The sequence below is a fragment of the Marinobacterium sp. xm-m-383 genome (genome assembly GCF_013283255.1).
Classification (GTDB): Bacteria; Pseudomonadota; Gammaproteobacteria; order Pseudomonadales; family Balneatricaceae; genus Marinobacterium_E.
Genome location: NZ_WBYT01000001.1, coordinates 255,784 through 280,961 on the forward strand (window position 1 = coordinate 255,784; position 25,178 = coordinate 280,961).

The 25,178-nt window shown below is 48.8% G+C and carries 25 protein-coding genes and 1 pseudogene; 12 read left to right on the forward strand and 14 right to left on the reverse strand.

Annotation, left to right across the window (positions count from 1 at the left end; genetic code table 11):
- Window positions 1–52 precede the first annotated feature (52 nt).
- The 4 genes from ccoP to ccoN are packed head-to-tail and all read right to left on the reverse strand — an operon-like array spanning window position 53 to window position 3,224.
- Window positions 53–946 carry a cytochrome-c oxidase, cbb3-type subunit III gene (gene ccoP, locus XMM383_RS01235; RefSeq protein WP_173480785.1) on the reverse strand — a complete coding sequence of 298 codons (894 nt, stop codon included), beginning with the start codon at window positions 944–946 and terminating at the stop codon, window positions 53–55.
- Window positions 947–957: 11 nt separating this feature from the next.
- A complete protein-coding gene (locus tag XMM383_RS01240) occupies window positions 958–1,137 on the reverse strand; it encodes a cbb3-type cytochrome c oxidase subunit 3 (protein ID WP_173480786.1) in 180 nt (59 codons plus the stop codon).
- 6 nt (window positions 1,138–1,143) lie between these two features.
- The gene (ccoO, locus tag XMM383_RS01245) at window positions 1,144–1,764 is read right to left on the reverse strand and encodes a cytochrome-c oxidase, cbb3-type subunit II (RefSeq protein WP_173480787.1); all 621 of its coding nucleotides are present in this window, start codon (window positions 1,762–1,764) and stop codon (window positions 1,144–1,146) included.
- Between the two features lie 20 nt (window positions 1,765–1,784).
- Window positions 1,785–3,224, reverse strand: coding sequence for a cytochrome-c oxidase, cbb3-type subunit I (ccoN, locus tag XMM383_RS01250; protein WP_173480788.1), 1,440 nt, complete (start codon window positions 3,222–3,224; stop codon window positions 1,785–1,787).
- 392 nt (window positions 3,225–3,616) lie between these two features.
- Between ccoN and rlmM the strand changes: the two genes are divergently transcribed.
- Complete coding sequence (gene rlmM / locus XMM383_RS01255) at window positions 3,617–4,681, forward strand: 23S rRNA (cytidine(2498)-2'-O)-methyltransferase RlmM (RefSeq protein ID WP_173480789.1); 1,065 nt, start codon at window positions 3,617–3,619, stop codon at window positions 4,679–4,681.
- On the opposite strand, the gene XMM383_RS01260 is transcribed toward rlmM, so the two are convergent.
- Window positions 4,682–4,963 (reverse strand): antibiotic biosynthesis monooxygenase, encoded by a 282-nt coding sequence (locus XMM383_RS01260; RefSeq protein WP_173480790.1) that lies wholly within the window; start codon window positions 4,961–4,963, stop codon window positions 4,682–4,684.
- Between the two features lie 139 nt (window positions 4,964–5,102).
- Between XMM383_RS01260 and tusA the strand changes: the two genes are divergently transcribed.
- From tusA to trxC, 3 genes are all read left to right on the forward strand, one after another.
- Window positions 5,103–5,342, forward strand: coding sequence for a sulfurtransferase TusA (gene tusA, locus XMM383_RS01265; RefSeq protein ID WP_173488938.1), 240 nt, complete (start codon window positions 5,103–5,105; stop codon window positions 5,340–5,342).
- A complete protein-coding gene (locus XMM383_RS01270; protein ID WP_173482398.1) occupies window positions 5,339–5,899 on the forward strand; it encodes a ProQ/FINO family protein in 561 nt (186 codons plus the stop codon). Before tusA ends, XMM383_RS01270 begins: the two co-directional genes overlap by 4 nt.
- Before the next feature lie 100 nt (window positions 5,900–5,999).
- Window positions 6,000–6,425, forward strand: coding sequence for a thioredoxin TrxC (gene trxC / locus XMM383_RS01275; RefSeq protein WP_173482399.1), 426 nt, complete (start codon window positions 6,000–6,002; stop codon window positions 6,423–6,425).
- A 1-nt stretch (window position 6,426) separates the two neighbouring features.
- Here the strand turns inward: trxC and XMM383_RS01280 are convergent, their stop codons facing one another.
- From XMM383_RS01280 to XMM383_RS01295, 4 genes are all read right to left on the reverse strand, one after another.
- Complete coding sequence (locus XMM383_RS01280; RefSeq protein WP_173480794.1) at window positions 6,427–7,482, reverse strand: DUF3080 family protein; 1,056 nt, start codon at window positions 7,480–7,482, stop codon at window positions 6,427–6,429.
- Window positions 7,448–8,815 (reverse strand): MATE family efflux transporter, encoded by a 1,368-nt coding sequence (locus XMM383_RS01285; RefSeq protein ID WP_173480795.1) that lies wholly within the window; start codon window positions 8,813–8,815, stop codon window positions 7,448–7,450. The genes XMM383_RS01280 and XMM383_RS01285 overlap by 35 nt, the downstream gene beginning before the upstream one ends.
- Before the next feature lie 23 nt (window positions 8,816–8,838).
- Window positions 8,839–9,216 (reverse strand): carboxymuconolactone decarboxylase family protein, encoded by a 378-nt coding sequence (locus XMM383_RS01290; RefSeq protein WP_173480796.1) that lies wholly within the window; start codon window positions 9,214–9,216, stop codon window positions 8,839–8,841.
- A 78-nt stretch (window positions 9,217–9,294) separates the two neighbouring features.
- A complete protein-coding gene (locus tag XMM383_RS01295) occupies window positions 9,295–11,037 on the reverse strand; it encodes an alpha/beta hydrolase (protein ID WP_173494399.1) in 1,743 nt (580 codons plus the stop codon).
- Window positions 11,038–11,179: 142 nt separating this feature from the next.
- Here XMM383_RS01295 and XMM383_RS01300 point away from each other — a divergent pair, with 142 nt between their 5' ends.
- On the forward strand, window positions 11,180–11,431 hold the full coding sequence (locus tag XMM383_RS01300; protein ID WP_371731430.1) for a glutaredoxin family protein: 252 nt from the start codon (window positions 11,180–11,182) through the stop codon (window positions 11,429–11,431).
- Here the strand turns inward: XMM383_RS01300 and XMM383_RS01305 are convergent.
- Window positions 11,414–13,273, reverse strand: coding sequence for a transglycosylase SLT domain-containing protein (locus XMM383_RS01305; RefSeq protein ID WP_173494400.1), 1,860 nt, complete (start codon window positions 13,271–13,273; stop codon window positions 11,414–11,416). The genes XMM383_RS01300 and XMM383_RS01305 overlap by 18 nt on opposite strands.
- A gap of 201 nt (window positions 13,274–13,474) precedes the next feature.
- Here XMM383_RS01305 and XMM383_RS01310 point away from each other — a divergent pair, with 201 nt between their 5' ends.
- Window positions 13,475–15,364 carry an ATP-binding cassette domain-containing protein gene (locus tag XMM383_RS01310; protein ID WP_173480800.1) on the forward strand — a complete coding sequence of 630 codons (1,890 nt, stop codon included), beginning with the start codon at window positions 13,475–13,477 and terminating at the stop codon, window positions 15,362–15,364.
- Here the strand turns inward: XMM383_RS01310 and XMM383_RS01315 are convergent.
- Window positions 15,361–15,795: a universal stress protein gene (locus tag XMM383_RS01315; protein WP_173480801.1), complete on the reverse strand. Its 435-nt coding sequence runs from the start codon at window positions 15,793–15,795 to the stop codon at window positions 15,361–15,363. The genes XMM383_RS01310 and XMM383_RS01315 overlap by 4 nt on opposite strands.
- Window positions 15,796–15,855: 60 nt before the next feature.
- On the opposite strand from XMM383_RS01315, the gene XMM383_RS01320 reads away from it, so the two are divergent.
- The 4 genes from XMM383_RS01320 (at window position 15,856) to XMM383_RS01335 (ending at window position 19,883) form a co-directional block, all read left to right on the forward strand.
- On the forward strand, window positions 15,856–16,362 hold the full coding sequence (locus XMM383_RS01320) for a hypothetical protein (RefSeq protein ID WP_173480802.1): 507 nt from the start codon (window positions 15,856–15,858) through the stop codon (window positions 16,360–16,362).
- Window positions 16,362–16,577, forward strand: a complete 216-nt coding sequence (locus XMM383_RS01325; protein ID WP_173480803.1) for a DUF1653 domain-containing protein — start codon at window positions 16,362–16,364, stop codon at window positions 16,575–16,577. Before XMM383_RS01320 ends, XMM383_RS01325 begins: the two co-directional genes overlap by 1 nt.
- A 157-nt stretch (window positions 16,578–16,734) precedes the next feature.
- Entirely contained in the window at window positions 16,735–19,374 is a 2,640-nt protein-coding gene (gene topA / locus XMM383_RS01330) for a type I DNA topoisomerase (protein WP_173480804.1), read from the forward strand.
- On the forward strand, window positions 19,374–19,883 hold the full coding sequence (locus XMM383_RS01335; protein WP_173494401.1) for a DUF6586 family protein: 510 nt from the start codon (window positions 19,374–19,376) through the stop codon (window positions 19,881–19,883). The genes topA and XMM383_RS01335 overlap by 1 nt, the downstream gene beginning before the upstream one ends.
- A 2-nt stretch (window positions 19,884–19,885) precedes the next feature.
- Here the strand turns inward: XMM383_RS01335 and XMM383_RS01340 are convergent, their stop codons facing one another.
- The 3 genes from XMM383_RS01340 to lexA all read right to left on the reverse strand — a co-directional run bounded on the left by XMM383_RS01340 (window position 19,886) and on the right by lexA (window position 21,510).
- Window positions 19,886–20,353, reverse strand: coding sequence for a thioesterase family protein (locus tag XMM383_RS01340; RefSeq protein ID WP_173482408.1), 468 nt, complete (start codon window positions 20,351–20,353; stop codon window positions 19,886–19,888).
- A 129-nt stretch (window positions 20,354–20,482) separates the two neighbouring features.
- Complete coding sequence (locus XMM383_RS01345) at window positions 20,483–20,887, reverse strand: SulA-like leucine-rich domain-containing protein (protein ID WP_173494402.1); 405 nt, start codon at window positions 20,885–20,887, stop codon at window positions 20,483–20,485.
- Between the two features lie 11 nt (window positions 20,888–20,898).
- Window positions 20,899–21,510 (reverse strand): transcriptional repressor LexA, encoded by a 612-nt coding sequence (lexA, locus tag XMM383_RS01350; protein WP_173480808.1) that lies wholly within the window; start codon window positions 21,508–21,510, stop codon window positions 20,899–20,901.
- A 151-nt stretch (window positions 21,511–21,661) separates the two neighbouring features.
- On the opposite strand from lexA, the gene dinG reads away from it, so the two are divergent.
- Both dinG and XMM383_RS01360 read left to right on the forward strand, forming a co-directional pair.
- Window positions 21,662–23,779, forward strand: coding sequence for an ATP-dependent DNA helicase DinG (gene dinG, locus XMM383_RS01355; protein ID WP_173494403.1), 2,118 nt, complete (start codon window positions 21,662–21,664; stop codon window positions 23,777–23,779).
- Between the two features lie 24 nt (window positions 23,780–23,803).
- Window positions 23,804–25,117 (forward strand): annotated as a pseudogene (locus XMM383_RS01360) (DEAD/DEAH box helicase); the annotation flags it as partial.
- Window positions 25,118–25,178 lie beyond the last annotated feature (61 nt).

The window sequence follows — 25,178 nt, forward strand, 5'->3', positions numbered from 1 at the left end:
AAAAAGGCGACTTGATATATATCAGGTCGCCTTTTCTTCTGCAGGGGGTCTATTAGTTGTTAGACAAGCTGTAGACGTATGCAGAGATCAGTTTGATCTTATCTTCTGAAAGAAGATCTTTGTGCGCTGGCATTACGCCTGCACGGCCAGCACGGATAGTGTGAGCGATCTGCTCAAACTTGCCGCCGTATAGCCAAGTGTCATCAGTTAGGTTTGGTGCACCCAGTGCCGCCATACCTTTACCTGTTGGCATGTGACATGCCGCACACAGAGTGTTGTATTGTGCTTGACCACGTTCAGCTGCTGCTGCGTCGTGTTCGTTGCCGCTGATGCTAAGCACGTAGTTAGTCACGTCTTGAACACCATCTTCACCCAGTACCGCACCCCAAGCAGGCATCGCACCACGACGACCATTGACGATAGACATCATAATGGTTTGTGGCTCGCCACCGTACAACCAATCTTTGTCGGTTAGGTTAGGGAAGCCGTAAGCACCCTGACCGCCAGTACCGTGACAAACAGAACAGTTGTTGGCAAACATACGCTGACCCATTTTAAGGCCTGCTTCGTTACCTGGTTGGTTTAGCTCTTCAATTGATAGCGAAGCGTATTTAGCGAAAACAGGTTTGTAGACCTCTTCTGCGTGTGCCACTTCCTCTTCCCACTGGTTAGCCGACGTCCAACCAAGAAGGCCTTTGAAGTTACCAAGACCTGGGTAAAGCGCTAGGTAACCAAGAGAGAAGATAACCGTACCAATGAATAGTTGGAACCACCAGCGTGGTAGTGGGTTATCAAGCTCTTCGATGCCATCGAATTCGTGGCCCGTAGTCGCTTCAGTTGTTTCTTTGTGTGTTTCACTTTTGCGCGTTGCTAGAAGCAGCCAAGTACAGCCGATAATAACGGCTAGAGTGATGACTGTGATCCATGCGCTCCAAAAAGCACTCATCTTTCTACTCCTTACTCGACGTCTTTGTCAGTTTTTCTGGTGCGTTCATCAATCTCCTCATCCTGGAAGGGGAGGTTGGCTGCATCGTCAAACCGTTTGCGGTTTTTCGGATTCAGTACCCAGATGAACAGGGCCAGAAACGTTACCAGCATTACTACTGGGATGTATGGACCGTAGACGTCGTAGCTCACTATTAATTACCGCTTGTTGTTGTACACAGTATGCATCTTGCCTAGCGCTTGTAGGTAAGCAACTAGAGCATCGATCTCATATTTGCCTTCTACGTTTTCACGCGCTGAAGCGATTGTTGCATCGTCAAATGGAACGCCTAACTTACGAAGAGCTTCCATCTTCGCAGCTGTGTCTTTACCCGTTAGCTTCTGTTCGAACAACCAAGGGTAAGATGGCATTTTTGATTCAGGTACAACGTCACGTGGGTTGTATAGGTGAGCACGCTGCCAGTCATCTGAGTAACGACCGCCGACACGAGCTAGGTCTGGACCTGTACGCTTAGAACCCCAAAGGAATGGGTGCTCGTAAACGTGCTCGTTAGCAGTAGAGAAGTGACCGTAACGCTCAGTCTCCGCACGGAAAGGACGGATCATCTGAGTGTGACATACGTGACAGCCTTCACGGATGTAGATATCGCGACCTTCAAGCTCTAGAGCTGAGTAGGTGCGAAGACCTTCGATTGGCTTAGTCGTAGAGCTCTGGAAGAACAGAGGTACGATCTCAGCCAAACCACCACCACTGATCACGATGATGATCAGTAGGGCAAGGAGGCCGACGTTCTTTTCAATAGTATCGTGTTTAATCATCTTAATGTCTCCGGTACTAATTACGCAGTAGCTGCTGATGGATCTGGGTTTTCAGCTTTAGCTACTGTGCTGCCTGCACGTACGGTCTGCCATACGTTGTAAGCCATTAGAAGCATACCGGTTACGAAGAAGACACCGCCTAGGAAACGTACAAAGTAACCTGGGTGGCTCGCTTCTAGGGCTTCTACGAAGCTGTAAGTAAGCGTGCCGTCTTCGTTAACTGCGCGCCACATTAGACCCTGTAGGATACCGTTAACCCACATTGCACAGATGTAAAGAACTGTACCGATTGTTGCCAACCAGAAGTGAGTGTTGATTAGGCCGACGCTGTACATCTGAGCCTTACCAAACAGCTTAGGAATCATGTGGTAAACCGCGCCGATAGAGATCATTGCAACCCAACCTAGAGCACCAGCGTGTACGTGGCCGATAGTCCAGTCAGTGTTGTGTGACAGTGCGTTGACTGTCTTGATTGCCATCATTGGGCCTTCGAATGTTGACATACCGTAGAAGGATAGAGAGACAACAAGGAAGCGAAGAACTGGGTCTGTGCGAAGCTTATGCCAAGCGCCAGATAGCGTCATCATACCGTTGATCATACCGCCCCAAGAAGGTGCAAGAAGTATCAAAGACATGACCATGCCGACTGACTGAGTCCAGTCTGGAAGCGCAGAGTAGTGTAGGTGGTGACCACCAGCCCACATGTACGTCGCGATCAGTGCCCAGAAGTGAACGATCGATAGACGGTATGAGTAGATTGGACGCTCTGCTTGCTTAGGTACGAAGTAGTACATCATGCCTAGGAAGCCTGCCGTTAGGAAGAAGCCTACAGCGTTGTGTCCGTACCACCACTGAACCATCGCGTCGACAACGCCAGGGTAGACAGAGTAAGACTTCCACAGTGTAACAGGCATAGAGATGCTGTTAACGATGTGAAGCACTGCAACAGTGATAATAAATGCCATGTAGAACCAGTTGCCCACGTAGATGTGCGACGTTTTACGGTTCTTAACGGTACCTAGGAACACGATTGCGTATGAGATCCATACAACCGCGATCAAGATATCGATAGGCCATTCAAGTTCAGCGTACTCTTTAGTGGTTGTCAGACCCATCGGCAGCGTGATTGCTGCTGCGACGATGACTGCTTGCCAACCCCAGAAAGTGAACGATGCTAAACCGTCAGAGATTAGACGCGTCTGACAGGTGCGCTGTACAACGTAGTAAGACGTTGCAAATAGTGCACATCCGCCAAAGGCGAAGATAACTGCGTTGGTATGCAACGGACGAAGACGTCCGAAAGAGAACCATGCAGTGTCGAAGTTAAGTGCCGGCCAGACTAGTTGTGCGGCGATGAGTACACCCATCGTCATACCAACTATGCCCCAGACTACAGTCATGATGGCGAACTGGCGTACAACTTTGTAGTTGTAGGTCGTGTTTGCTGTTGCAGTGCTCATTTCATGCTCTCATCAAAGCTAAGTGAATTGATAGTTTTTGAAACCGTTGCGAATTATCAGTTATGGGGCAAGATTTTTCAATGCAAAACGCCCCTAAATAGGGCGTTGTAGCTATCCATTAGTATTATCTAATAAGTCGGTTGTCGTGAATTTTAAAAAGGCGGATACGATTTGTTAATGGTGTAAGTTACTGATATTAAATGACTTAATCATTTATTACGATTGGTTCAAACTATATATCTGTTTATTATTTGTTCGATTTTAGTCAATTTTTTGATTCATCAAAAATAACGCTTTTTTGATATGTATCAATTTTCATAAAAGTGACTGATTTTTGCTATTACGACGGCTAACTCGTTAAACTGTTGCCTCTGTTTTAGGGAGAGGTTCCTTTGAATCACATTATTATCTATTGTCGCAGTGGCTTTGAGAGTGAGGCCGCCAGTGAAATATCAGTAAAAGCGGCGGAGGCTGGAGTTTACGGTTATCCGAAGTTTGATGATTTGGCGGGTTATATAGAGTTTGTGATCAACCCTCCTCACAACGCGCTGCAGTTGATGAGTAAGCTGCGCTTTCGCGATCTCATCTTTGCGCGCCAATGGATCGCCTGTGAGCCAATGCTGCAGGGCGTTTCGTCAAAAGATCGCCTAACACCCATAAGTGAAGCGGTTGCTAAGCTGCCCAAAGCCTCTGAGTTGTTGGTTGAGAGTGCGGATACTACTGATGGCCGCAACCTTAATGGTTTGGCTAAAAAACTCGGTAGTGCTGCAGCAGGCTTTTTACGACAGCAGGATCTTTTACTTCCAAGAAAATCAAAGGCTGAATATCGGCTACATATCTTCCTGCTCGAAAATAATCAGATTTGGGTCGGTGTCAGTCCGATCAATAACAGTTCCAAATGGGAGCAGGGGATTAAGCGACTTAAATTCCCAGCCGATGCACCGAGCCGCTCTACATTAAAACTTGAAGAGGCGTGGCACTACTTTATCCCACAAAAAGCCTGGGATGAGCGGTTGCAGCGCGGTATGAAAGCAGTCGATTTGGGGGCGGCCCCCGGTGGCTGGACCTATCAGCTGGTTAAACGCGGCATGTTTGTCACAGCGGTTGATAATGGGCCCATGAAGGGTGATCTAATGGAGACCGGTCAGGTTGATCACCAACGCGAGGATGCCTTTACCTTTGCGCCTGCCAAGCCAGTGGATCTGATGGTGTGTGATGTCGTTGATAAACCGACACGTGTCATTGAGTTGATGGCAAAGTGGGCCATTAATGGCTGGGCTGATCGTTTGATCTTCAACTTAAAGTTGCCAATGAAAAAGCGCTACATTGAAGTATCAGATCGAATAGAGCAGTTGGAGATGATTCTTCAGGAGCATGAAAAACCCTACCGTCTCGTCAGCAAGCATCTCTACCACGACCGTGAAGAGATCACTTGCTACCTGGAGTTAGACGTCTAATCAGTGCTCGTAGATTTTGATCAGCTCGTCACGCTCTAGCATGGGACGCAGTTTGTTCATCAGCTCAAGACGTTCCTGAGATTGATACCAACGCTCCCAGTCAGCCAGTGTGCTGTAGGTGGCAATGACTAAACGGTGCTCTGGATCATTGATGTCATGCATGACCTCGCCTTTGATAAAACCTGGTGAACGCATAGACGCTTGCAGAGTCTCTTTGGCAATGGCCGTGTATTGTGGCTCTAGTTCGGCAGGAACCTTGCGGTTTATAAAAACCTTGATCATCGATTTGTCCTCTAACTACTTGTTATATCTTGAGAATAACGTTCGGCTTAATATAGGTAAAGGTTAAATGGCCTTAAACTCGTTGGTGTTTTTAAAAACTATTTGCGACAATGCGCGACTTGATTGAAAGGATAGTGCCATGAGCATTGAAGAACCCATAGAACAGCTGGATGCGCGCGGTCTCTACTGCCCAGAGCCAGTGATGATGTTGCATGGTAAAATTGCTCAACTTCAAGTGGGTGATCTCTTTGAGGTGATTGCCACGGACCCCTCTACAGAGCGTGATATCCCTAAGTTTTGTAACTTCTTAGGGCACGAGTTGGTCAGTCATGAAGTGAACGATGATCTTTTCATCTATCGAATACGGAAAGGTGGATGAGTAAAATCATTCAACAGATAGCCTCTGATACAGAGCGTCTTCTGCAAGAGGCAGAAGAAATTTTAATCAGAGTTGAACAACAAGTTGATCGAACTGAACCTCGTCAACTTCAAGAGAATAAAACAGTGACAGAACAGAACACAGCTAAGCCTCGCAATAAAAACCGTGAAGCTAACCAAGCCGCAGTCGAACTGCTGATTGCCGCTTACCCCAATACATTCAACCTTGAAGAACCCAAGCCTCTGAAAATTGGTATTCAAGAGGACTTAGTGGCGGATGAAAAGGTCAGTCGCGGTAAGATTAAGCGTGCGCTAGCGACTTATGTTCGTAACCCACGTTACCTTCAGTCAATGGTTGTTGGCGCTCAGCGTGTTGATTTGACCGGTGCTGAAGTGGCTGAAGTGACTGCTGAAGATGAAAAGCACGCTAAAGCTAAGCTAGACGAGTACAAGCAGCGCCGTAAAGAGCGCCACCAAGAGGCTCGTAAACAACAACGCGTTGCTCAAAAAGAGGAGCGTCTTACCTCTAAACTAGAAGCCCTAGTTAAGAAGTTCTAATCGCTTAGGCAGGGCAACGGTTCTCGCTGCTCTGTCTTGTTCTCCCCTTGAACTCTGAATTTCTGCCTATATATTAGTAGTTAATGATATAGGAGATGTTATGAGTCAATCAGTTAATCTCAGCTGCCCCCACTGTTTAGCAACCAATCGAGTGCCCAAAGATAAGCTCGATAAAGGGCCTGCCTGCGGTAAATGCCGAAAAGCGATCTTTACTCAGCAACCGATCGCCCTGAGCGAAGAGAATTTCGCTAAGTTTATTCGCAATACGGATATTCCGGTTATTGTTGATTTCTGGGCAGGTTGGTGTGGACCCTGTCGAATGATGGCACCCGCCTTTGCCGAAGTGGCAAAACGCACTGAGCCTGAGATGCGCTTCGTTAAAGTTGATACCGAAGCCAATCAACAGCTGGCCGCTCGCTATAACATCAGAAGCCTTCCAACCGTTGTCCGTTTTGAGGGCGGTAAAGAGGTTAAGCGTCAGTCGGGCGCAATGAACATCAGCCAGCTGCAGCAGTGGGTGGGTTAATTCAGTTCTGATTACCCGGACGAAGTCCACACTGATCCAAAATATTCTGCCAAGATTGGGTGTGGTTCTCTCGAGCTTTTAGATACCTAGACCAGACCTCTCCTTCGGGATGGGTATAGGTGTCTAGCCATCGGCTTTGAGGGAGGTTGAGTGACGCGATGATGGCTTGATGAAGGTTACTCCATTGGCGGCCTGTACGTTCAACCTGAGCGATGTAGGGTTGCAAACTGTTGACGTAAAACTTCATAAAGACGTTCCAGAGTATCTCTGACTTCTGGTTTTGCCTCTGATTAAAGCAGATCGGTCTGTCATTGAGTCTTTGGTTAATCGCTTCTGAGGTCTGCTCTAAAACCTGAGTTAACAGTGCCATGCTGGCGAGCCACTCTGATCCGAAATTGGATCGATAGAGCGTTTCGTAGTCACGCTCTAGCTCATTGGCAAAAGAGGGTGTTTGCCAGTCTGTATTGTTTTGGGTTTCAGCGATCTCAGCAAAGCGCTGCATTGTCAGCATTAACTCTGAGGTTGAGTAGTCTGCATCGGGTAACAGTGGTGCAGCCCCCAGTGAGAAGTGTTGTTCCATCTCTGGGCTGCTGTATAGGCTGTTCCATATCTGCTTTGGCCAGTTATCGCTCTTGATCTGATTGATCTCTTGAACACGCGCTAACACATCAGTTTGACTACTGTCACCTGTGAGCAGCTTCTGACAGCTGCGTAATTTTGGGATGAACCCCAGTTCGTAAATCAGTCGTTGTGAGCCACCGGCCAATTTGCCAAGGCTGGTGTTTCTCTGTGCGATTAGATCGATCAGCCCGCACTGCTTAAGATCGAGAACATCGATCAGGCCTTCGGTAATGGGTCTCAGGGTTTCAGTTCGCTCTCTTCGATCGGGAAGAATGGGGTAGAGCTTAGAGGTTTTGTTCAGTTGAAGATCAAAATCGATATCTATGGCTCGACTGGTACGCTCGGCATAGGTCTCAACCAGAGATTGGGCTGGATCGGTATTGATACAGCCCGTGATAAAACTAGTTGAAAGTAGGAGGGTTAACCAGTGCTTCATTGGATAGCTTATAGAGTCGTTTTATCAGTAATACGGCGGCAAAGCTTAAGCCGATGAGTATGCCTAACCAGTAACCGATAGCCCCCATCTCTAAATGTTCGGCAATGACATACCCACTGGGTAGCCCAACCACCCAGTAAGCGATAAACGCGATCAGCAGTGGGATTCGAGTATCCTTGTATCCGCGCAGTGCGCCATTCGCGGTCAGCTGAAGCGCATCGGAGAACTGGTAGAGTGCGGCGTAGCCAATCAGGGTTGAGGCGATGGCGATTAACTCAACATCTTTAGAGAAGAGTGCAGCGATTCCGTCGGACAGTATAAACAAAATCGTTGAGCTGAAGCAGGCGATCAAAAGGGCGATGCGCAGTCCTAGGAAACCTACTTGCTGGGCGTCAGCAAAGCGTTTAGCGCCATTCAGTTGGCCCACCCTGATGGTGACGGCTAAACAGAGCGAGAGCGGCATCATAAAGATCAGGCTCGATATCGAGAGTGTAATCTGGTGAGCAGAGATTACCGTTGCACCGTAATCGGCCAAAAAGAGCGCAATCAGGCAGAACATGGTGGTCTCAACGCCAAGGCTCGCGGCAATCGGTATGCCAATAGAGAGCTGATGTTTGATCTTCTCTCTGTTCGGTTTGAGCGTCTGTTTGAAGAGGTTCAACGGTTTGAAATAGCGGCTGTAGATCAGATAAGCAGCACCGGCTATGAACATGTACCAGAATACAATTGTTGTCGCCCATCCACAGCCTACACCGCCCATTTCAGGCATTCCCAGTTTGCCGAAGATGAAAATATAGTTAAGAGGTAGATTGAGCAGTACAGCGCTGATGCCTATTTTCATGACGATCTTTGTCTGCCCATGTCCCTCAGCAAAAGCCCTGATCGATTGATAGAGCAGCATGCCTGGTATGCCCCAGCTGATCGCAAACAGATAGTCATTGGCTGTGGATTTCAGAGCCGGTTCTACAGACAGTAGGGTAAGAATCCAGTCAGAGGCGCCATTGATGAAAAGCCAGCTGAGCACGCCGATCGCAAGTGTGATCAGAAGATTGTTAAACAATTCTGAGGCGGTCTCCTCTTCACGTTTTCCACCAACATGATGTGCCACGATCGGAGTCAATGCCATCATAGCGCCTGCTAAGGATAGCGAGAGTGGCGTCCATATACTGGAGCCCAGAGCGATAGCTGCCAGCTCTTCAGCGCCCGCCCAAGAGGCCATCAGAGTATCGGATAGACTCATCGCTGTTTGCGAGGACTGAGCCAGCAGCATGGGCCAGGCAAGGTGTAGTAGCTGCTTGATCTCTACTCTGGAGTTGGGCGGAAAAAATGACATGCTATTTCTTGTATCAGGGGCGCTTAAAGCTCTCCTGCCTCCTCAAGCACTGTCCGTGCAATACGAAAGCACTCAACGGCTGCAGGCACACCGGCATAGATGCCGACGGCATGAATAGCTGCTCGAATCTCGTCAACACTGCAACCATTATTCAATGCGCCCTTGCAGTGGGTTGCCCATTCGTGACTTTTGCCCATGGCGCCAAGCATCGCTAGATTCATTAACGAACGTGTTTTGGGATCAATGGCATCATCGCCCCAACCAAATCCCCAGCACCAAGCGGTCATCGCCTCCTGAAAGGGGCGGTTAAAGTCATCAGCAGCGGCTAGGTTTTTATCAACGTATTCAGCACCCAGTGTGCTGCGACGCATCTCTAAACCCTTATCAAAAAAGTTATCCATGTTGATCTCCTGATCGTTTCAGTCACACATAAAAAAACCGGGCACACAGTGTCCGGTTTTTTACATCGATTTGGAAGATTAATCGATACGAACTTTTACATAGCTACCAGGTGCGGCTTCAAGCGGTTTGTTCTCTTTGCTACCCAGAGTTTTCGGTGCATCCACTTTTTTACCAGCACGACGACGAACCCACTCAGCCCAGTTTGGCCACCAAGAACCTTCAACTTTTTCAGAGGTTTCAAACCAGTGGTCAGCGCCTTGGCCCTGCTCACCTTTAACCCAGTAGTTGCGACGGTTTTTAGAAGCTGGGTTGATTACGCCGGCAACGTGACCGCTTGCGCCAAGGACGAACTCGATCTCTGAACCAAAGGTCTCTGTCGCTTTGAAGGTCGCTTTCCAAGGTGCAATGTGGTCTTCAATGGTCGATAGGAAGTAACAAGGGATCTTGATCTCGCCAAGATCGATCTTTTCACCACAGATCTCCAGTGCATTCGGCTCAACCAGTTTGTTCTCTAGGTACATCTTATTGATGTAGTAGGTGTACATGGCCGCTGGCAGATTGGTGCTGTCCGAGTTCCAGTAGAGGATATCAAACGGCGGTGGAGTCTGACCTTTTAGGTAGTTGTTAACAACGTATGACCAGATGAGATCGTTCGAGCGCAACATGTTGAACGACGTCGCCAGTTCGCGTCCGTTCAGGAAGCCTGCTTGGCTCACTTTCTGCTCCAGCTGTTTGACTTGGTAGTCATCAATGAAGACGCAGAGATCACCTGGATCAGAGAAGTCTGTCAGCGTTGTAAGGAAGGTTGCGCTTGCGATGCTGGTATCTTTACGCTTCGCCATTACTGCTAGTGCAGTTGCTGTTAATGTGCCACCGACACACCAGCTCACCGTATTGATCTTATCGCTGCCAGAGACCTCTTTGGTCACACGAACGGCTTCGAAGATACCTTCTGACACAAGATCATCCCAGCTAAGGTTTGACTGTTCAGAGGTTGGGTTGCGCCAAGAGACTAGGAAGGTGTTTTGGCCCTGTTCAATACAGTACTTAACAAATGAGTTGTGTGGCTGAAGATCAAGGATGTAGAACTTGTTGATGCTCGGTGGAATGATCAGCGTCGGGCGAGTGTAGACCTGTTCACCTTCTGGCTTGTAGTGAATAACCTGAATGACATCGTTCTGGAAGATAACAGAGCCTTCGGTTGTGGCAAGGTTCTCGCCCAGCGTAAACGCGCTCTCGTCAGTCATTGAGATGCGACCTTTCTCAAAGTCGGCTAGCAGGTTTTTCATACCATCGAGCAGTGACTGACCCTTAGTATCAAGCGCCTGTTGCAGGACTTCAGGGTTAGTTGCTGCAAAGTTGGTTGGCGACATCGCATCGATGAACTGGCGAGTGTAGAACTCCAGTTTGTTCTGATCTTGATCCGATAGGTTCGCGCTCTCAGCCATCTGAGTCAGCATCTTAGAGCTCAGTAAGTAAGACTGCTTGATGTAGTCGTAAATAGGGTTAGTTGACCACTCTTCAGCCTGGAAACGACGATCGCCACGCTCTGGCTCAGCAACCGGTGCTTCAGTAGTATTACCGGTTAACAAGTTGCGCCATAGGTTAAACTGCGCAGTTTGGTAATCGGCGATTGCACGCATCCACAGGGTTGGATCTTGCAGTGAGCGCGTCGCAAGTTCTGTCCATGACTTGGTGAATTGAGAGAACATATCCTCAGCACCCTTGCCAGAGAAGTTTTCAAGCATCTTGCTTGTCTCTTGGCTTACGTAGTTGATGAACTCTTGAGGATCAGTAGGTCCGTTACCTTTAGTCGCCATGGTAAAACTCCAGTGTGAATGACGTTTGATGCAGTGAATGTTGCACCGCAAAATATTATCGTAGAATAACCCCAAGATTCGTAGGGAACAAGTTAGAGGTTAGTCTTACTCTATGGCTTTAACACTAAGGGATTTTTAAATCGTGAAATTGTTGGAATTAATGACGACAGAAGGTTGTCATCTGTGTGATCAAGCACTCCCTCTGTTGGTCTCTGGTATTGATCCGTCAAAGTATGAAGTGGATCTGGTCGATATAGCCTTTGATGACGAGTTGATGAATCAATATGCCACCCGGATACCGGTCTTGGTCGATCCTCAATCTAAGCAGTCACTGGATTGGCCGTTTGATGCTGAGCAGTTGGCACAGTTTATCAGATCAGTTGAGGGCCAGTAGGGCCTGTTCGGTCGGTGTTAGCATCTGTCGTGTTTGGCCCTTACGCTGTGCGTAGATTACAGAGAAGCTGAGAACATTCTGCACATAGGTACGGGTCTCATCAAAGGGGATGAGCTCTATGAATATCTCCAACGGCAAATTCTCACGGCCCTTCAGCCAACGGCTGACACGGTGAGGCCCCGCATTATAGGCCGCCGTTGCATAGATTCGATTTTTATCAAATTGACGATACATCTGCGCTAGGTAAGCTGTACCTAGCTGTACATTGAAATCAGGATCGTAGAGGCGGTTACTACTTTTATACTTCACCTTGATTGCTTTGGCAGTGCGCTTAGCCGTTCTGGGCATCAGCTGCATGAGCCCTCTAGCACCAACACTGGATCGAGCCCAGGGGAATAGGGCGCTCTCCTGTCTAGCAAGAGCCTGTGCCCAGATAGGGTCTATATTTCGCTTATTGGCATGTTTGATAAACAGATTCTCAAAGCCTTCTGGGAAGCGAAGATCCATATCATTCCAAAACTCATTGTAAGCGGCAGCGAGTATTCCTTGTTGGTACCAACCTAGCTCATTCATCAAGTGCGCGGCGTGTTGGATCTCATTCGAAGACATCGTCTCTATCCAACGATTAAACTCAGATCGTGAAACTGTATAGCGATCAAGCGCTGTCAGCTCTTTAATGCGCAGATAGTGTTTGGAGTCTCTTAATTTAGCTAGCAGGGTTGGATCAAGCGTGATCGGTTCATGATTCAAATCAGCGGGTTGCCCAAGATGATCAGCTGCTAGAAATCCGTAAAAACTGCGTTTGGTACGAAGTGTATCTAATATCTCTGTTCGCATTGGATTATTGGGGAGTGCGGCTAGCCAATATTGCCAACGAGGGGAGTCTTGCAGCTCTTTAGGGAGCTTGGCAATCAGGGTGGCGACCTCCTGCCAGTCCTGTTCAAGCAGGGCTAAGCGTATGCGCCATTCAGTGAGTTCAGCACTGGCAAAGGTTGGATCAAGCTTGGCGAGTTTGATTCGATCATGTGCATCAAGCTCCTTAGCGACCCTTACACCAACACGCGTGAGCTCTTGTAAATTATCCGCCAGACTCAGATCAAATCCTTTGCCCAGTTTTAGCAACAGATTTAACGCTTCATATGGGTCGTGACGATACGCACGTTCAATCGCAATGCGTTGAATTTTGGCGAGCTGCTTAGCTGAGTAACCGCTGCCCATTCGAAGGACTTTAAAGGGTGATCGATAGACCGATCGAGCCGCATCAGCAATGCGACGATCAGACTCTGACTTAACAAAGCGCAGCGCATAACCCGACAGTCCCCATTTGTTGGCATCCAACGCATTGAGAACCCGTTTGAGTGCGACATCGCTGGTCAGATCACCATTGGCTCTAAACAGTCTGAATAGATCATCACAACTGTCTGGCTGAGAGCGGCCCACACTCCAGAGTGATGCCGCAAGTTTAGAGGCTTCAGTTGTGCGCTTTTGTCGATAGAGAGCTTCGGCATAGCGACACTGCATCTCAGTATTAGGGGAATCGATCTCAGTGTAGTGGCTGAGGAATGCCCCCCAATCTCTCTTTTCCCCTAGATGCTCTGTGTAGTTGAAACGCAATAGCCCCTCTAAGTGTGAATCAGGGTACCGGTTGGCAAACTGTTGAATATCCTCTGGCGTGAGTCGATTCAGTTCGGCACTGTACTGATTGAAGACTAGGTAGGGGTAGAGAGGGTAAGACTCGAGCTGTTTAGCGGCGGGGTCATCAAGATCTAAGCGACCCAGTTTGGCGAGTCTCTCGGCTTTTAGAAATGCGAGTTGCTCTGCACTCTCTTTACCTTTGGCCATGGATTCTATGCTGATGGCAAAAGTGCTAAAGAGAATGGGGGCTAAGTATTTGTTCAATTTATTCGTTGTTAACAAAGCTCGCACTCAAATAAGTCTCTGCACTAACTATGGTTTAAATCTGCAAAAATTTCACCCCTTGTCAGGTTAATTTTTAGCAACTGAGTTAAACTACGCGACCAGTTTTACAATTAAGCGACTCACATGGCATTTATTCGATTTGATCAGGTCTCTCTGGCCTTTGGTACCCGAGCAATTTTAGACAACGCAAACCTGCAAATTGAGGCGGGTGAGCGAGTAGCGCTGGTCGGTATTAACGGTACGGGTAAATCAACCCTACTAAAAATCGTTTCGGGTGAAATGGACGTTGATAGCGGTGTCATTTGGCGCAGCCCAACCGCTCGAATTGCTCAGTTACCACAGAGCCTACCCGCGGCCGATGAACGATCGGTTCGCAGTGTTGTAGAAGCAGGTTTGGCTGATCTGGTTGAGTTGCGAGATCGCTACGAGACATTACTGGCTAACAGTAATGCTTCGCTCGATGAGTTGGAGCGTCTTCAGCATGATCTGGAAGCCCGTGATGCTTGGTCACTTGAGACGCGTGTGGATCGCATTCTTAGTCAACTTCAGCTACCTGGCGAAAAGCTGATGTCTGAACTCTCAGGTGGCTGGCGCCGTCGAGCTGCCTTAGGGGCTGCACTGGTTCAAAGCCCTGATCTGTTGCTGCTGGATGAGCCAACCAACCACTTGGATATTGAGACCATCGAGTGGTTAGAAGAGGTATTAGCCGCTTACAAAGGCGGGCTTCTATTTATCTCGCACGACCGTGCTCTAGTCGAGCGTTTAGCAACCCGTATTATTGAGTTAGACCGAGGTCAGTTGGTCGACTTTCCAGGCAGTTATGCAACCTACCTTACGCAAAAAGAGAAATTGCTCGAGGAGGAGGCCAAGCAGGCTGCTCTGTTTGATAAAAAATTGGCGCAGGAAGAGGCGTGGATACGTCAAGGTATCAAAGCTCGTCGTACCCGTAACGAGGGACGTGTTCGTGCTCTGAAGCAGCTGCGTGTTGAGCGATCCGAACGCCGTGAACGTCAGGGTAAAGCCAAGTTCGATGTGGAAGAGGCGGTTCGCTCGGGTAAGTTGGTGGCCGAGCTGCAGAATGTCTCGCTGAGTTATGCGGGACAGCCAGTCGTTAAGGATCTGTCAGTGCGTATTCAGCGAGGCGATCGCATCGGTCTGATTGGTCCGAACGGTATTGGTAAGAGTTCGCTGCTTAAGTTGATTTTAGGGGAGCAGGCTCCGGATCAGGGGGATGTGCGCCTTGGTAGCCAACTGGTGGTGGGTTATTTCGATCAGCTGCGTGGCCAAGTGGACCCCGAGAAGAGCATCATCGATAACGTCTCAGGCGGTCGTGAAAGTATCGATATTAACGGTCGATCACGTCATATCATCAGTTATCTTCAAGATTTCCTGTTCACACCAGAGCGTGCGCGCACACCGGTTAAAGCCCTGTCCGGCGGCGAGACTAACCGCGTGATGTTGGCTAAGTTGTTCAGTCAGCCCTCGAACCTGTTGGTGCTCGATGAGCCGACCAATGACTTGGATGTCGAGACACTGGAGCTGCTCGAAGAGATTCTGCTCGACTATCAAGGGACTCTTTTGTTGGTGAGCCATGATCGTCAATTCCTCGATAACATCGTCACCAGCACGCTTGCGTTTGAGGGTGAGGGTGTCATTCGTGAATATGTGGGCGGTTACAACGACTGGTTACGTCAGCGACCTAAAAATGTAGTGACTCAGAGTGTTGTACCAAAATCTGAGCCAGCTAAACCGGGTAAAAAGGAAGCTGCAGAGGCTAAAAAGCCCGTTAAACTCTCCTATAAACTGCAGCGAGAGTTGGACATGCTTCCAGAACAGATGGAGCAGACTGAAGCGGCCGTTGAAGCGCAGCAGGCCGTTTGTGGTTCAGCGGACTTTTATCAGCGACCTCATGAAGAGGTCACCGCTGAACTTGAAAAGTTAAGCACTCTAGAAGCCCAGCTGGAGACGCAGATGGAGCGCTGGATGGAGTTAGAGGCGATGGCTGAGGGTTAATGCCCCAATCGTACGGCCAGAATATCGCACTCTGCGCCGTGCAGAACGCCATTGGAGGTGGACCCAAGTAACAGCGATAGACCATGGCGACCGTGAGAGCCAATCACGATGAGATCAGTTTTAAGATCTTTCGCGACGGCATGAATCTCTGAACCAGTGTTGCCCGTTGCGACAATCGCTTTATTAACAGGGTAGCCAAGGCTGGTGGCAAGGGCGCTCAGTTTAGACTCGGCGTGGTTCTCAATTTGAGTTTGGATGTCGGCAATGTCGACAGGGATCTCACCGCCATAGGCGTAGCTGACAATCTCGACCACATGAATCAGATTGAGCTCAGCTTGATTCTGTTCGGCTAGCAGTTTGGCTCTTTCAAGCACAACACCAGACTCTTCAGAAAGGTCGATGGCAACAAGAATACGATTGTAGTGACTCATGGTGATTCTCCCTGTTTAGTCCCTACTACTATTAATAGCAGACAAGAAGGTTTTTAACATATGAAGTGGGCAATTATTGTTCTGATCATGCTCTCTTTGATCGGTTCTATGATGTGGGTCATGCCAAGTCCTCGTCAGCGCTTCCAATCTAAGCTCAGACTAGAGGCACGCAAGCTCGGTTTTCAGGTGCAGCTATCGCGTCTAGAGATACCCAGAGCCAAGGGCGAGATGGAGTCAGAAATTATCAACATGGCGGCTTACCGTATGCTGCGTGGCAAATTGGATCGATCAGCAAAAGAGCAGTGGGTTGAGTGGATGGTGGCTCGAGTCGACGCCATGGCCGCTGATGGCCTTCCTGAGGGCTGGTCCTGGGCAAAGGGTGAAAGATCGTTGAGTCCTACTAAGCTGAAAGCGCTCAGTGATTGGCTTGATCAGTTGCCTGAAGAGGTCGTTGCGGTTGAATCAACCGCCATTCACCTGACGCTCTATTGGCGCGAACCCGAGCGGGCTGGCGCACTGGATGAGCTAGGTGAAAAGGCCAATCAACTGTTAACGGAGATGATTTAATGAGCGGCGAGTTAACCCCAGGGATTTACAGACACTATAAAGGCAATGACTACGAAGTGATTGGAACCGCCAGACACTCAGAGACAGAAGAGTTGATGGTGGTCTATCGAACACTCTATGGCAACTTCGATCTCTGGGTGCGTCCCTATGAGATGTTTGTTGAAAAAGTGCGTTTAGAGTCTGGGGAAGAGGTTGATCGATTTTCACTGATCTAAACAGCTCTCTTAGCACTTATTATTAAGGCGTTTATTTGCATTTATTTTTTAGCGCTGTATTGTTGCGCCGATAAATTTTTTGCAATGCTCACTTGACGCTGAAGTCAGTTTCCACGTATTTGTAAAAAAAGACACAGTTTTGAATAGGTAGATAAAAATGGGTAAAACCCTGGTAATTGTGGAGTCACCAGCCAAGGCCAAGACGATCAATAAGTATCTTGGTAACCAGTACGTGGTTAAGTCCAGTGTTGGTCACATCCGTGATCTGCCGACCAGTGGTAGTGCCCAGAAGTCTGATCCTAAAGAGCGCGCTAAACAGGCTGCTTTGACACGCAAACTCTCGCCAGAGCAGAAGGTTGAGCATAAAAAGCGCAAACAGAAAGAGCAGCTTATTGCCCGTATGGGGATTGATCCCAACAAGGATTGGGCAGCTCATTATGAGATCCTTCCCGGTAAAGAGAAGGTCGTTGATGAACTGCGCAAACTAGCTAAGAGCGCTGATCAGATCTATCTCGCAACCGATTTGGACCGTGAAGGGGAGGCCATTGCATGGCACCTTCGCGAAGCGATTGGCGGTGACGATTCACGCTACCGTCGTGTTGTCTTTAACGAGATTACCAAGAAAGCGATCAATGAAGCGTTCGAAAAACCGAGCGATCTAGACCTAAACCGCGTTAATGCGCAGCAAGCGCGCCGTTTTCTTGATCGCGTTGTTGGTTATATGGTCTCTCCACTTCTTTGGGAGAAGGTCGCTCGTGGTCTGTCGGCGGGTCGTGTTCAATCCGTTGCGGTACGCCTGGTCGTTGAACGTGAACGTGAAATTCGTGCCTTTATTCCTGATGAGTATTGGGAATTGCATGCGGATGCGCAGACTCAAGGTGATAAAGCGGTTCGTCTAGAGGTCGTTAAACAGGCCGGTGCGGCATTTAAACCGACCAATGAAGATCAGGCGATGGCTGCTGTCAAAGCGCTGCAAAGTGCCTCTTATGAGGTCGTTAATCGTGAAGATCGTCCAACCAGCAGCAAGCCCTCTGCACCCTTTATTACCTCTACCTTGCAGCAGGCCGCCAGCACCCGTTTAGGTTTCGGTGTTAAGAAGACCATGATGCTCGCTCAGCGTCTCTATGAAGCGGGTTACATTACCTACATGCGTACCGACTCGACTAACTTAAGTAACGAGGCGGTTGAAGCGGCACGAGAGTTTATTGGTTCTCAGTTTGGTGGTGAATACTTGCCACCTCAGCCGATTCGCTACAGCTCTAAAGAGGGCGCACAAGAGGCGCACGAGGCGATCCGTCCATCGGATGTCAATGTTACCTCTGACACATTGAATGGTGTCGATGCCGACGCTGTTCGTCTGTACGACCTGATTCGTAACCAATTCCTAGCCTGTCAAATGACACCCGCTCGTTACCTAAGTACCCGTGTCACAGTGAAAGCGGGTGCCTATGAGCTGACCACTAAAGGTCGTGTCTTGCAGTTCGACGGTTACACCCGTGTGATGAACTTCCGCGGTAAATCGGATGAAGATCAGATCCTACCTGACATGCAGGTGGGTGAATCACTAACACTTAAAGCCTTGGACCCTAGCCAGCACTTTACGAAACCGGCACCGCGCTACACAGAAGCGAGTTTGGTTAAAGAGCTTGAGAAGCGCGGTATTGGTCGTCCATCCACCTACGCAGCGATTATCTCGACAATTCAAGATCGTGGTTACGTCGAAGTTCAAAACCGTCGCTTCTATGCACAAAAAATGGGCGATATCGTTACGGATCGTCTGGCTGAAAGTTTCCCAGACCTTATGGACTTCAGCTTTACCGCGCGTATGGAAGAGAAGCTGGATGATGTGGCAGATGGTGACATCAACTGGAAGGATCTTCTTAACAACTTCTACACACAGTTCGAAGGCGAACTGGAAGCGGCTCAATCAGCGGATGGTGGCATGCGTGCCAATGATCCAACCGAGACCGATATCAGCTGTCCAGCATGTCAGCGCCCAATGATGATTCGTACGGCAACGACGGGCGTCTTCTTGGGTTGCTCTGGTTATGCTTTGCCACCTAAAGAGCGTTGTAAAACGACCATCAACCTGATTCCTGGTGATGAGGTTGTCGCAGTGGATGCAGACGATGAGGCAGAGTCACGTCTGCTTCTAGAGAAGCACCGTTGTGGTAAATGTGGCTCCTCTATGGACTCCTACTTGATCGATGAGAAGCGCAAGTTACACATCTGTGGTAACAACCCAGATTGTGACGGCTTTGAGGTCGAAGAGGGTAACTACCGTATCAAGGGCTATGAAGGCCCTGTAGTCGAGTGTGATAAGTGTAGCGCTGAGATGCACCTTAAAACGGGCCGTTTCGGTAAGTTCTTTGGTTGTACCAACTCAGAGTGTAAAAACACACGTAAGCTGCTCAAGAATGGTGAAGTGGCTCCGCCTAAGATGGATCCAGTTCCGATGCCGGAGCTTAAGTGTCAGAAGGTTGACGATACCTACATCCTGCGTGATGGAGCCAGTGGTCTATTCCTGGCAGCAAGCCAATTCCCACGTAATCGTGAGACCCGTGCACCTCTGGTCAAAGAGTTGATTCCACATAAAAATGCGATTGACCCTAAATATCACTTCTTAATGGAAGGACCTCAGCAAGATGAGCAGGGTAACCCCGCTCAAATACGTTACAGCCGCAAAACCAAAGAGCAGTACCTTATGACGGAAGTTGACGGTAAGGCGACTGGTTGGAGAGCTTACTTCACCAATGGTATGTGGCAAATTGAAGCAGCCAAAGCTAAGAAGCGTTAATGGCTGACCTATACTCCCAGCGTGTGAATCAGACACTCGCGTTTGCACAATACGCGCTGGTGGGTATCAACACTGAGTTGACCGGTGAATCGACCAATCGTATGAAGCTTCGTGGCCTGCAAGAGGCTGCGCTGTTTCATTTAGACAGCGCCTTTAAAGCCTATCTTAATGAGTTGGCTGAACGTGAGCGTGTCCTGCTGACCCAGGCAACACCCTTTGAATTAAGCAAAGCTTTTCAGCAACAGGGAGTCCATTCCAGTGAGTTGGATGAGATGGAGCTGCTCTGTCAGGATTCCGGAAGTTGGTTGTCTAAGTTGATCAGTGCCATCAAAGCTATTCATAAACCCCTACCTCCCTTGCAAGAGAGCGCTAGCCAATCTGACATAGCAATTATAGATTTGGCCAAAGAACAAAGCCTTGAGGAGCAACTGGAGACTCAGTTGCAGGGATGGTTTGAGCAGTTGCGAGCGATGATCCTAAGACATCGCTCTAACGCGCAAGAGTGGTAAACTCAGTTCATTCCTTTTGTTTCAACACCCTTCACAAAGAGATGATCATTCAGATAGTGTCTTGTCGCATCCGCAAGTGGGGCTGATTTGCGACTGCTCACATCCATCTGAACAATGGTCGTCTCTGCCGTCGCGACACAGACGTCATCTTGGAACAGCACCTGGTAGAGCCCAAATGAGCTGGTACCCACCCGAGTTACACCGGTGCCAATATCCAGACGTCCTGGCCAGGTGATCTCACCTAGAAAGTTCAAATGCAGACTGGCAATGACAAATTCGCAATTGTCATTGGCCAGTGGGTCTTTTGGATCGTAGAGAAATTCGACACGGCCTGTCTCTAGGTAGGTACTGAATGCGGCATTGTTCACGTGGCCCTGACGATCGGTATCGGCATAACGGATCTTATCAAATGTTTGGATAGGGAAGTCGGTTAACTGATACGGCTGCTGATTTGGCTTGTGCGATCCCACACTATTCTCCTTGTAAGTGGTACTCCTCTATTGAGCCTATGATGGTTCAGGGTCTGATTCAAGCTAAATAAAAAAGCCGCTCAAAGAGCGGCTATGGGGGTCTTTGCTACAACGCAGCAAAGGGGGAGGCTAAATTTTTTTACGTAGCAATAGACACTCAGTGTCGCTACAGATCTGAGTGCGTTTCAGTTGGCTGACTAACGCGTCATCGGCAGGGTCATTGTGCCAGCAGATCAGTGTGTGACAGGTTCCCGCTTGCAGTGCGCGCTGAGCAAGTTTGTCTAAACCATGGCGCTTATCACGACGAAGTATCCACACTTTTTTGAGGTCGACACCTGCATCCGCCAGCACCTGCTTAGTCAAAGATTTTGGCGGCTCTAACATAACCAGCCAGCTCTCTTTTTGACTTAATGCGGCAAGCATCGGCAGAAGCATGGTGTTCAGATTTACCTCTGAGGTGTGCTGAACCAGCTCAGTCAAAACCAGTGGTTTAAGACCCGCATCATTCTGTGCAAATTGATTGTACGCAAGCATGGTCATCACCTTTAAAAGTCATTCTGTTGACGAATTACACCAACACCCAAGCCTTCGATGGTTAACTGCTCTTCACGAAGATCAACTTTAATCGGGTCGAACTCTTCGTTCTCTGCAATTAGATAAACCATGTGACCATCGCGATGGAAGCGTTTTACTGTGACATCTTCACCGACACGAGCAACGACTATCTGACCCTCACGTGCTTCACGTGTTTGGTGAACTGCTAAGAGATCACCATCCATAATGCCGATGTCTTTCATACTCATGCCGCGTACACGGAGTAGGTAGTCTGCTCTTGGGCGAAAGAAGTCTGAACTGATGGTGCAGTAATCATCGATGTGTTGTTCAGCGAGGATGGGTTCACCTGCGGCAACTTGACCGATGATCGCAAGGCCCTCTTGCTCCTCCTCTTCACCGACGATACGGATACCGCGAGAGGTGCCAGGAATCATCTCAATGGCCCCTTTACGTGCTAAGGCCTTTAGGTGCTCCTCTGCTGCATTGGCAGATTTGAACCCTAGATCACGTGCGATATCGACGCGTGTAGGTGGAAATCCTGTTTCATCAATATGGCGACGGATGCAATCCAGCACCTCTTCTTGACGATTTGTAAGCTTCATAAACGCCCCCTATGACAGTACTGATTGGAATTTAAATGACTGTCTGTTTATTCAGTATTTGTATTTTTATACAGTATTTTAAATGTCGTCAAGTTTTTTCTGTTTGTATATCCAGTATTTTTGTATGATGGCCAACTAATTCGGAGGCGATGTGCTTAACAAAGAGACCCAAACCACCATACAGACAGCTTATCGCGCATTCCTAAATGCTCGCGATTTAAAGGCTCGTTATGCACAAAAGCATATGATTGCAGCGGTCGCACGGCAGTTGGGCGGTATCTTGTCGGACGATGCGGGTCAGCGTCTGGGTGAAAATCATCTGGTCGCCGTAGAGGCTGGAACGGGCACCGGTAAAACCATTGCTTACCTGCTGGCCGCACTTCCAATAGCGCAGGCTAAAGGTAAAACGCTGATCATTTCGACCGCTACCGTTGCGCTTCAGGAGCAGCTTTTATTAAAAGATCTTCCTGAGTTGGCTGAGCACGCCGGTATTGAATTTAAGTACGAAATTGCTAAAGGGCGTCGGCGCTACCTCTGTGTTAGCCGATTAGAGTCTCTTCTTAGTAATCAGCAGGATCTTTCACAGTCAGCCCTGTTTGAAGATGAGTTGGCCCAAGTTTTGGGGCCTGAACAGATCAAAGAGTACAGCGGCCTGTTGGATGAGTTTGCCAGTGGTCGTTGGAAGGGTGATCGTGATGAGCTAGAGCGCAACCTGGATGATGAGACCTGGATGCCGCTTACCTCAGACCATATGCAGTGTACTAATCGTCGCTGTGCGCATTTCAACGCCTGTCCGTTTTATCGTGCTAGGGCCGATATTGAGACAACCGATCTCTTGGTGGTCAACCACGATCTTGTACTGGCTGACTTGGCGTTAGGCGGTGGTGCGATTCTTCCTGAACCGGCCGAATCAATCTACATATTTGATGAGGCGCATCATCTGGGTGATAAGGCGACTAACCACTTCGCGCTCTCTATGCGAGTTAAAGCGAGTGAAAAGGCCTTCAAAACCCTGGAGCGTCAGTTAAAAGGGCTGTTGGATGAAGCGGATTCTGCATTGGTTTTGCAAGATCCAATCAGTCGTATTCAATCCAGTCTCAATGTGGTTCAGGGGCATTTGCAGCGTCTGGACGATCTAGTCTCTGAACAGTTTTTGCCACTCCCGGTGGATGAGCGCAGGTTGCGCTACCCGCAAGGCAGGGTACCCGACAGTTTGGCTAGCCTGACACGTGAATTGGCTCAGTTTTTATCACAGGTTGATCCTCAGTTAGAGAAGATTATTAATGCCCTTAAAGGGGCGATGGAAGATGAAGAGTCTGCACTCGATAAGGGTGTAGGGGAGCGCTGGTTGCCACCGCTAAGTACCCAGTTTAGCCGTGTCCAGAAGATGATGTGGCTGTGTAGAAGTTTTTCGCAAGATATTGAAAATGAAGAGGATAAAGTTGCAAGATGGTTGGTTCGTCATGAATCTGAAGCGGGTCGCGATATTGAGCTTCACAGTGCCCCTGTCTCCGCTCAAAACCATCTTCAAGATCTGCTCTGGGATCAGTGTTACGGTGCGGTTTTAACCTCAGCAACGCTAACGGCCCTTGGGCGGTTTGATTCCCTCTTTACTCAATTGGGTCTCCCTTTGGATACGCCAGCACTGCGAATGCCTAGTCCTTTTGACTACGCCAATAAGGCCGTTTTGCATGTCCCGAAAATGAAGTTCGATCCTTCAAAAGCGGATCTTCATACCGAAGAGGTTGCTGATTGGCTTAACCGAGAGTTACCCAATTTAACCTCTGTATTGGTTCTGTTTACCTCTTGGCGCCAAATGCGTCGAGTCGAAGAGTTAATGGATACCAAACTGCTGTCGCGTTTAACGGTTCAAGGTGAACTCAGTAAGCAAGCGATGCTGATAGAGCACAAAGCGAGAATCGACCGTGACGAACCCAGTGTTATTTTTGGTTTGGCGTCGTTTGCAGAGGGTGTAGATCTACCCGGTCACTACCTAAAAGATGTTATCATTACCAAGTTGCCTTTTAGTGTTCCAGATGATCCTGTGGATGCGACCTTGGCTGAGTGGATAGAAGCCCGCGGTGGTAACCCTTTCATGGAGATAAGTGTACCCGCAGCCTCTATCAAACTAACTCAAGCGGCAGGCAGATTACTGCGTACGGAGAATGATTCCGGTCGTGTTGTTTTACTTGATAGGCGTGTCGTGACACGTCGTTATGGACAGCAGTTGATCGATGCGCTTCCTCCTTTTGCGCGCCATTTTGAATGATCTATTGATTGAGAGATCCCGATTTTGACTACAGATACCAACCCTGAACAGCAACAAGGTAATCAAGATTCAAATGAAAAGCGGCGTCGCACCCAGCGTCGTCGTCCCCGCAAAAGCCGTGACGACAAACCTCGTCGCTCGCAAGAGTGGAGTCTTGATCAGTTTGTTGTAGAGCCTCAAGAGGGTAAGGATCGTTTCCACGATTTCTATCTGCCAGACTCATTGATGCGTGGTATTCATGAGCTTGGCTTTGAGTACGCAACACCGATTCAAGCGGCAACGATTAAGCCGGCACTTCAAGGCCGTGACATCATTGGTAAGGCTCAGACCGGTACCGGTAAAACTGCAGCTTTTCTAATCGGGATCATTACCGATCTTCTCGACTTCAAGTTGGATGTTGAACCGCGCAAGGGTGAACCCCGTGCATTGATCATTGCACCGACACGAGAGTTGGCTCTGCAGATTGCAGCCGATGCAGAAGGCCTATGTAAATACACTGGTTTAAGTATCGTCTCGCTGGTAGGTGGCATGGATTATGACGTGCAGCGTGCAGCACTCGCCAAAGCGCCTGTCGATATTTTGGTCGCGACACCGGGTCGCTTGATCGACTTCGTCAGAAATCAGGATATCGATCTCTACAACGTAGAGGTGTTGGTGCTGGATGAGGCTGATCGTATGTTGAGCATGGGCTTCATTCCCGATGTGCGTACCATCATTCGTTCAACACCGCGTAAGGGCGCTGAGCGTCAAACACTGCTCTACAGTGCAACCTTCACCGATGAGATTATGCGTTTAGCGGCGCAGTGGACGCGTGATCCGGTCACGATTGAGATCGAATCAGAGCATCAAACTACGGATAACGTTTCTCAAACGGTATTTCTTGTCTCAAGTGATGAGAAGTACAACTTGCTGCGTAACTACTTACGTATCAATGGCGTCGAGAAAGCGATCGTATTCTGTAACCGTCGTCATGAGACGCGTAAGTTGGCAGAGCGTCTAGAGAAAGACGGTGTCAAAGCGGCCATGATGTCGGGTGAGATCCCACAGAACAAACGCATCAAAACCCTAGAGGGTTTCCGCAGTGGCAAGATCGAAGTCCTAGTGGCTACCGACGTTGCTGGTCGCGGTATACACATTGATGGTGTGAGCCATGTTGTGAACTATCAGCTTCCTGAAGATGCGGATGACTATGTTCACCGTATTGGTCGAACCGGCCGTGCAGGCGCTACCGGTGAATCAATCTGTTTTGCCTGTGAAGACGATTCGTTCCTTATCCCAGACATTGAGTCGATGACCGGTGTTAAATTGAACTGTATCCACCCTGATGCTGAATTGCTGGTTGATCCAAACAGTGTTGTAGTGGAAGAGGCTGTTGAAACAGAGTCGACCGAATTGGAAG

Excerpts from the sequence above, each read along its gene's own strand:
- ccoP (WP_173480785.1), bottom strand. The coding sequence starts at position 946 with ATGAGTGCTTTTTGGAGCGCATGGATCACAGTCATCACTCTAGCCGTT.
- ccoO (WP_173480787.1), bottom strand. The coding sequence starts at position 1,764 with ATGATTAAACACGATACTATTGAAAAGAACGTCGGCCTCCTTGCCCTA.
- ccoN (WP_173480788.1), bottom strand. The coding sequence starts at position 3,224 with ATGAGCACTGCAACAGCAAACACGACCTACAACTACAAAGTTGTACGC.
- XMM383_RS01260 (WP_173480790.1), bottom strand. The coding sequence starts at position 4,963 with ATGATCAAGGTTTTTATAAACCGCAAGGTTCCTGCCGAACTAGAGCCA.
- tusA (WP_173488938.1), top strand. The coding sequence starts at position 5,103 with ATGAGCATTGAAGAACCCATAGAACAGCTGGATGCGCGCGGTCTCTAC.
- XMM383_RS01270 (WP_173482398.1), top strand. The coding sequence starts at position 5,339 with ATGAGTAAAATCATTCAACAGATAGCCTCTGATACAGAGCGTCTTCTG.
- trxC (WP_173482399.1), top strand. The coding sequence starts at position 6,000 with ATGAGTCAATCAGTTAATCTCAGCTGCCCCCACTGTTTAGCAACCAAT.
- XMM383_RS01280 (WP_173480794.1), bottom strand. The coding sequence starts at position 7,482 with ATGAAGCACTGGTTAACCCTCCTACTTTCAACTAGTTTTATCACGGGC.
- XMM383_RS01285 (WP_173480795.1), bottom strand. The coding sequence starts at position 8,815 with ATGTCATTTTTTCCGCCCAACTCCAGAGTAGAGATCAAGCAGCTACTA.
- XMM383_RS01290 (WP_173480796.1), bottom strand. The coding sequence starts at position 9,216 with ATGGATAACTTTTTTGATAAGGGTTTAGAGATGCGTCGCAGCACACTG.
- XMM383_RS01295 (WP_173494399.1), bottom strand. The coding sequence starts at position 11,037 with ATGGCGACTAAAGGTAACGGACCTACTGATCCTCAAGAGTTCATCAAC.
- XMM383_RS01305 (WP_173494400.1), bottom strand. The coding sequence starts at position 13,273 with ATGGCCAAAGGTAAAGAGAGTGCAGAGCAACTCGCATTTCTAAAAGCC.
- XMM383_RS01310 (WP_173480800.1), top strand. The coding sequence starts at position 13,475 with ATGGCATTTATTCGATTTGATCAGGTCTCTCTGGCCTTTGGTACCCGA.
- XMM383_RS01315 (WP_173480801.1), bottom strand. The coding sequence starts at position 15,795 with ATGAGTCACTACAATCGTATTCTTGTTGCCATCGACCTTTCTGAAGAG.
- XMM383_RS01320 (WP_173480802.1), top strand. The coding sequence starts at position 15,856 with ATGAAGTGGGCAATTATTGTTCTGATCATGCTCTCTTTGATCGGTTCT.
- XMM383_RS01325 (WP_173480803.1), top strand. The coding sequence starts at position 16,362 with ATGAGCGGCGAGTTAACCCCAGGGATTTACAGACACTATAAAGGCAAT.
- topA (WP_173480804.1), top strand. The coding sequence starts at position 16,735 with ATGGGTAAAACCCTGGTAATTGTGGAGTCACCAGCCAAGGCCAAGACG.
- XMM383_RS01335 (WP_173494401.1), top strand. The coding sequence starts at position 19,374 with ATGGCTGACCTATACTCCCAGCGTGTGAATCAGACACTCGCGTTTGCA.
- XMM383_RS01345 (WP_173494402.1), bottom strand. The coding sequence starts at position 20,887 with ATGCTTGCGTACAATCAATTTGCACAGAATGATGCGGGTCTTAAACCA.
- lexA (WP_173480808.1), bottom strand. The coding sequence starts at position 21,510 with ATGAAGCTTACAAATCGTCAAGAAGAGGTGCTGGATTGCATCCGTCGC.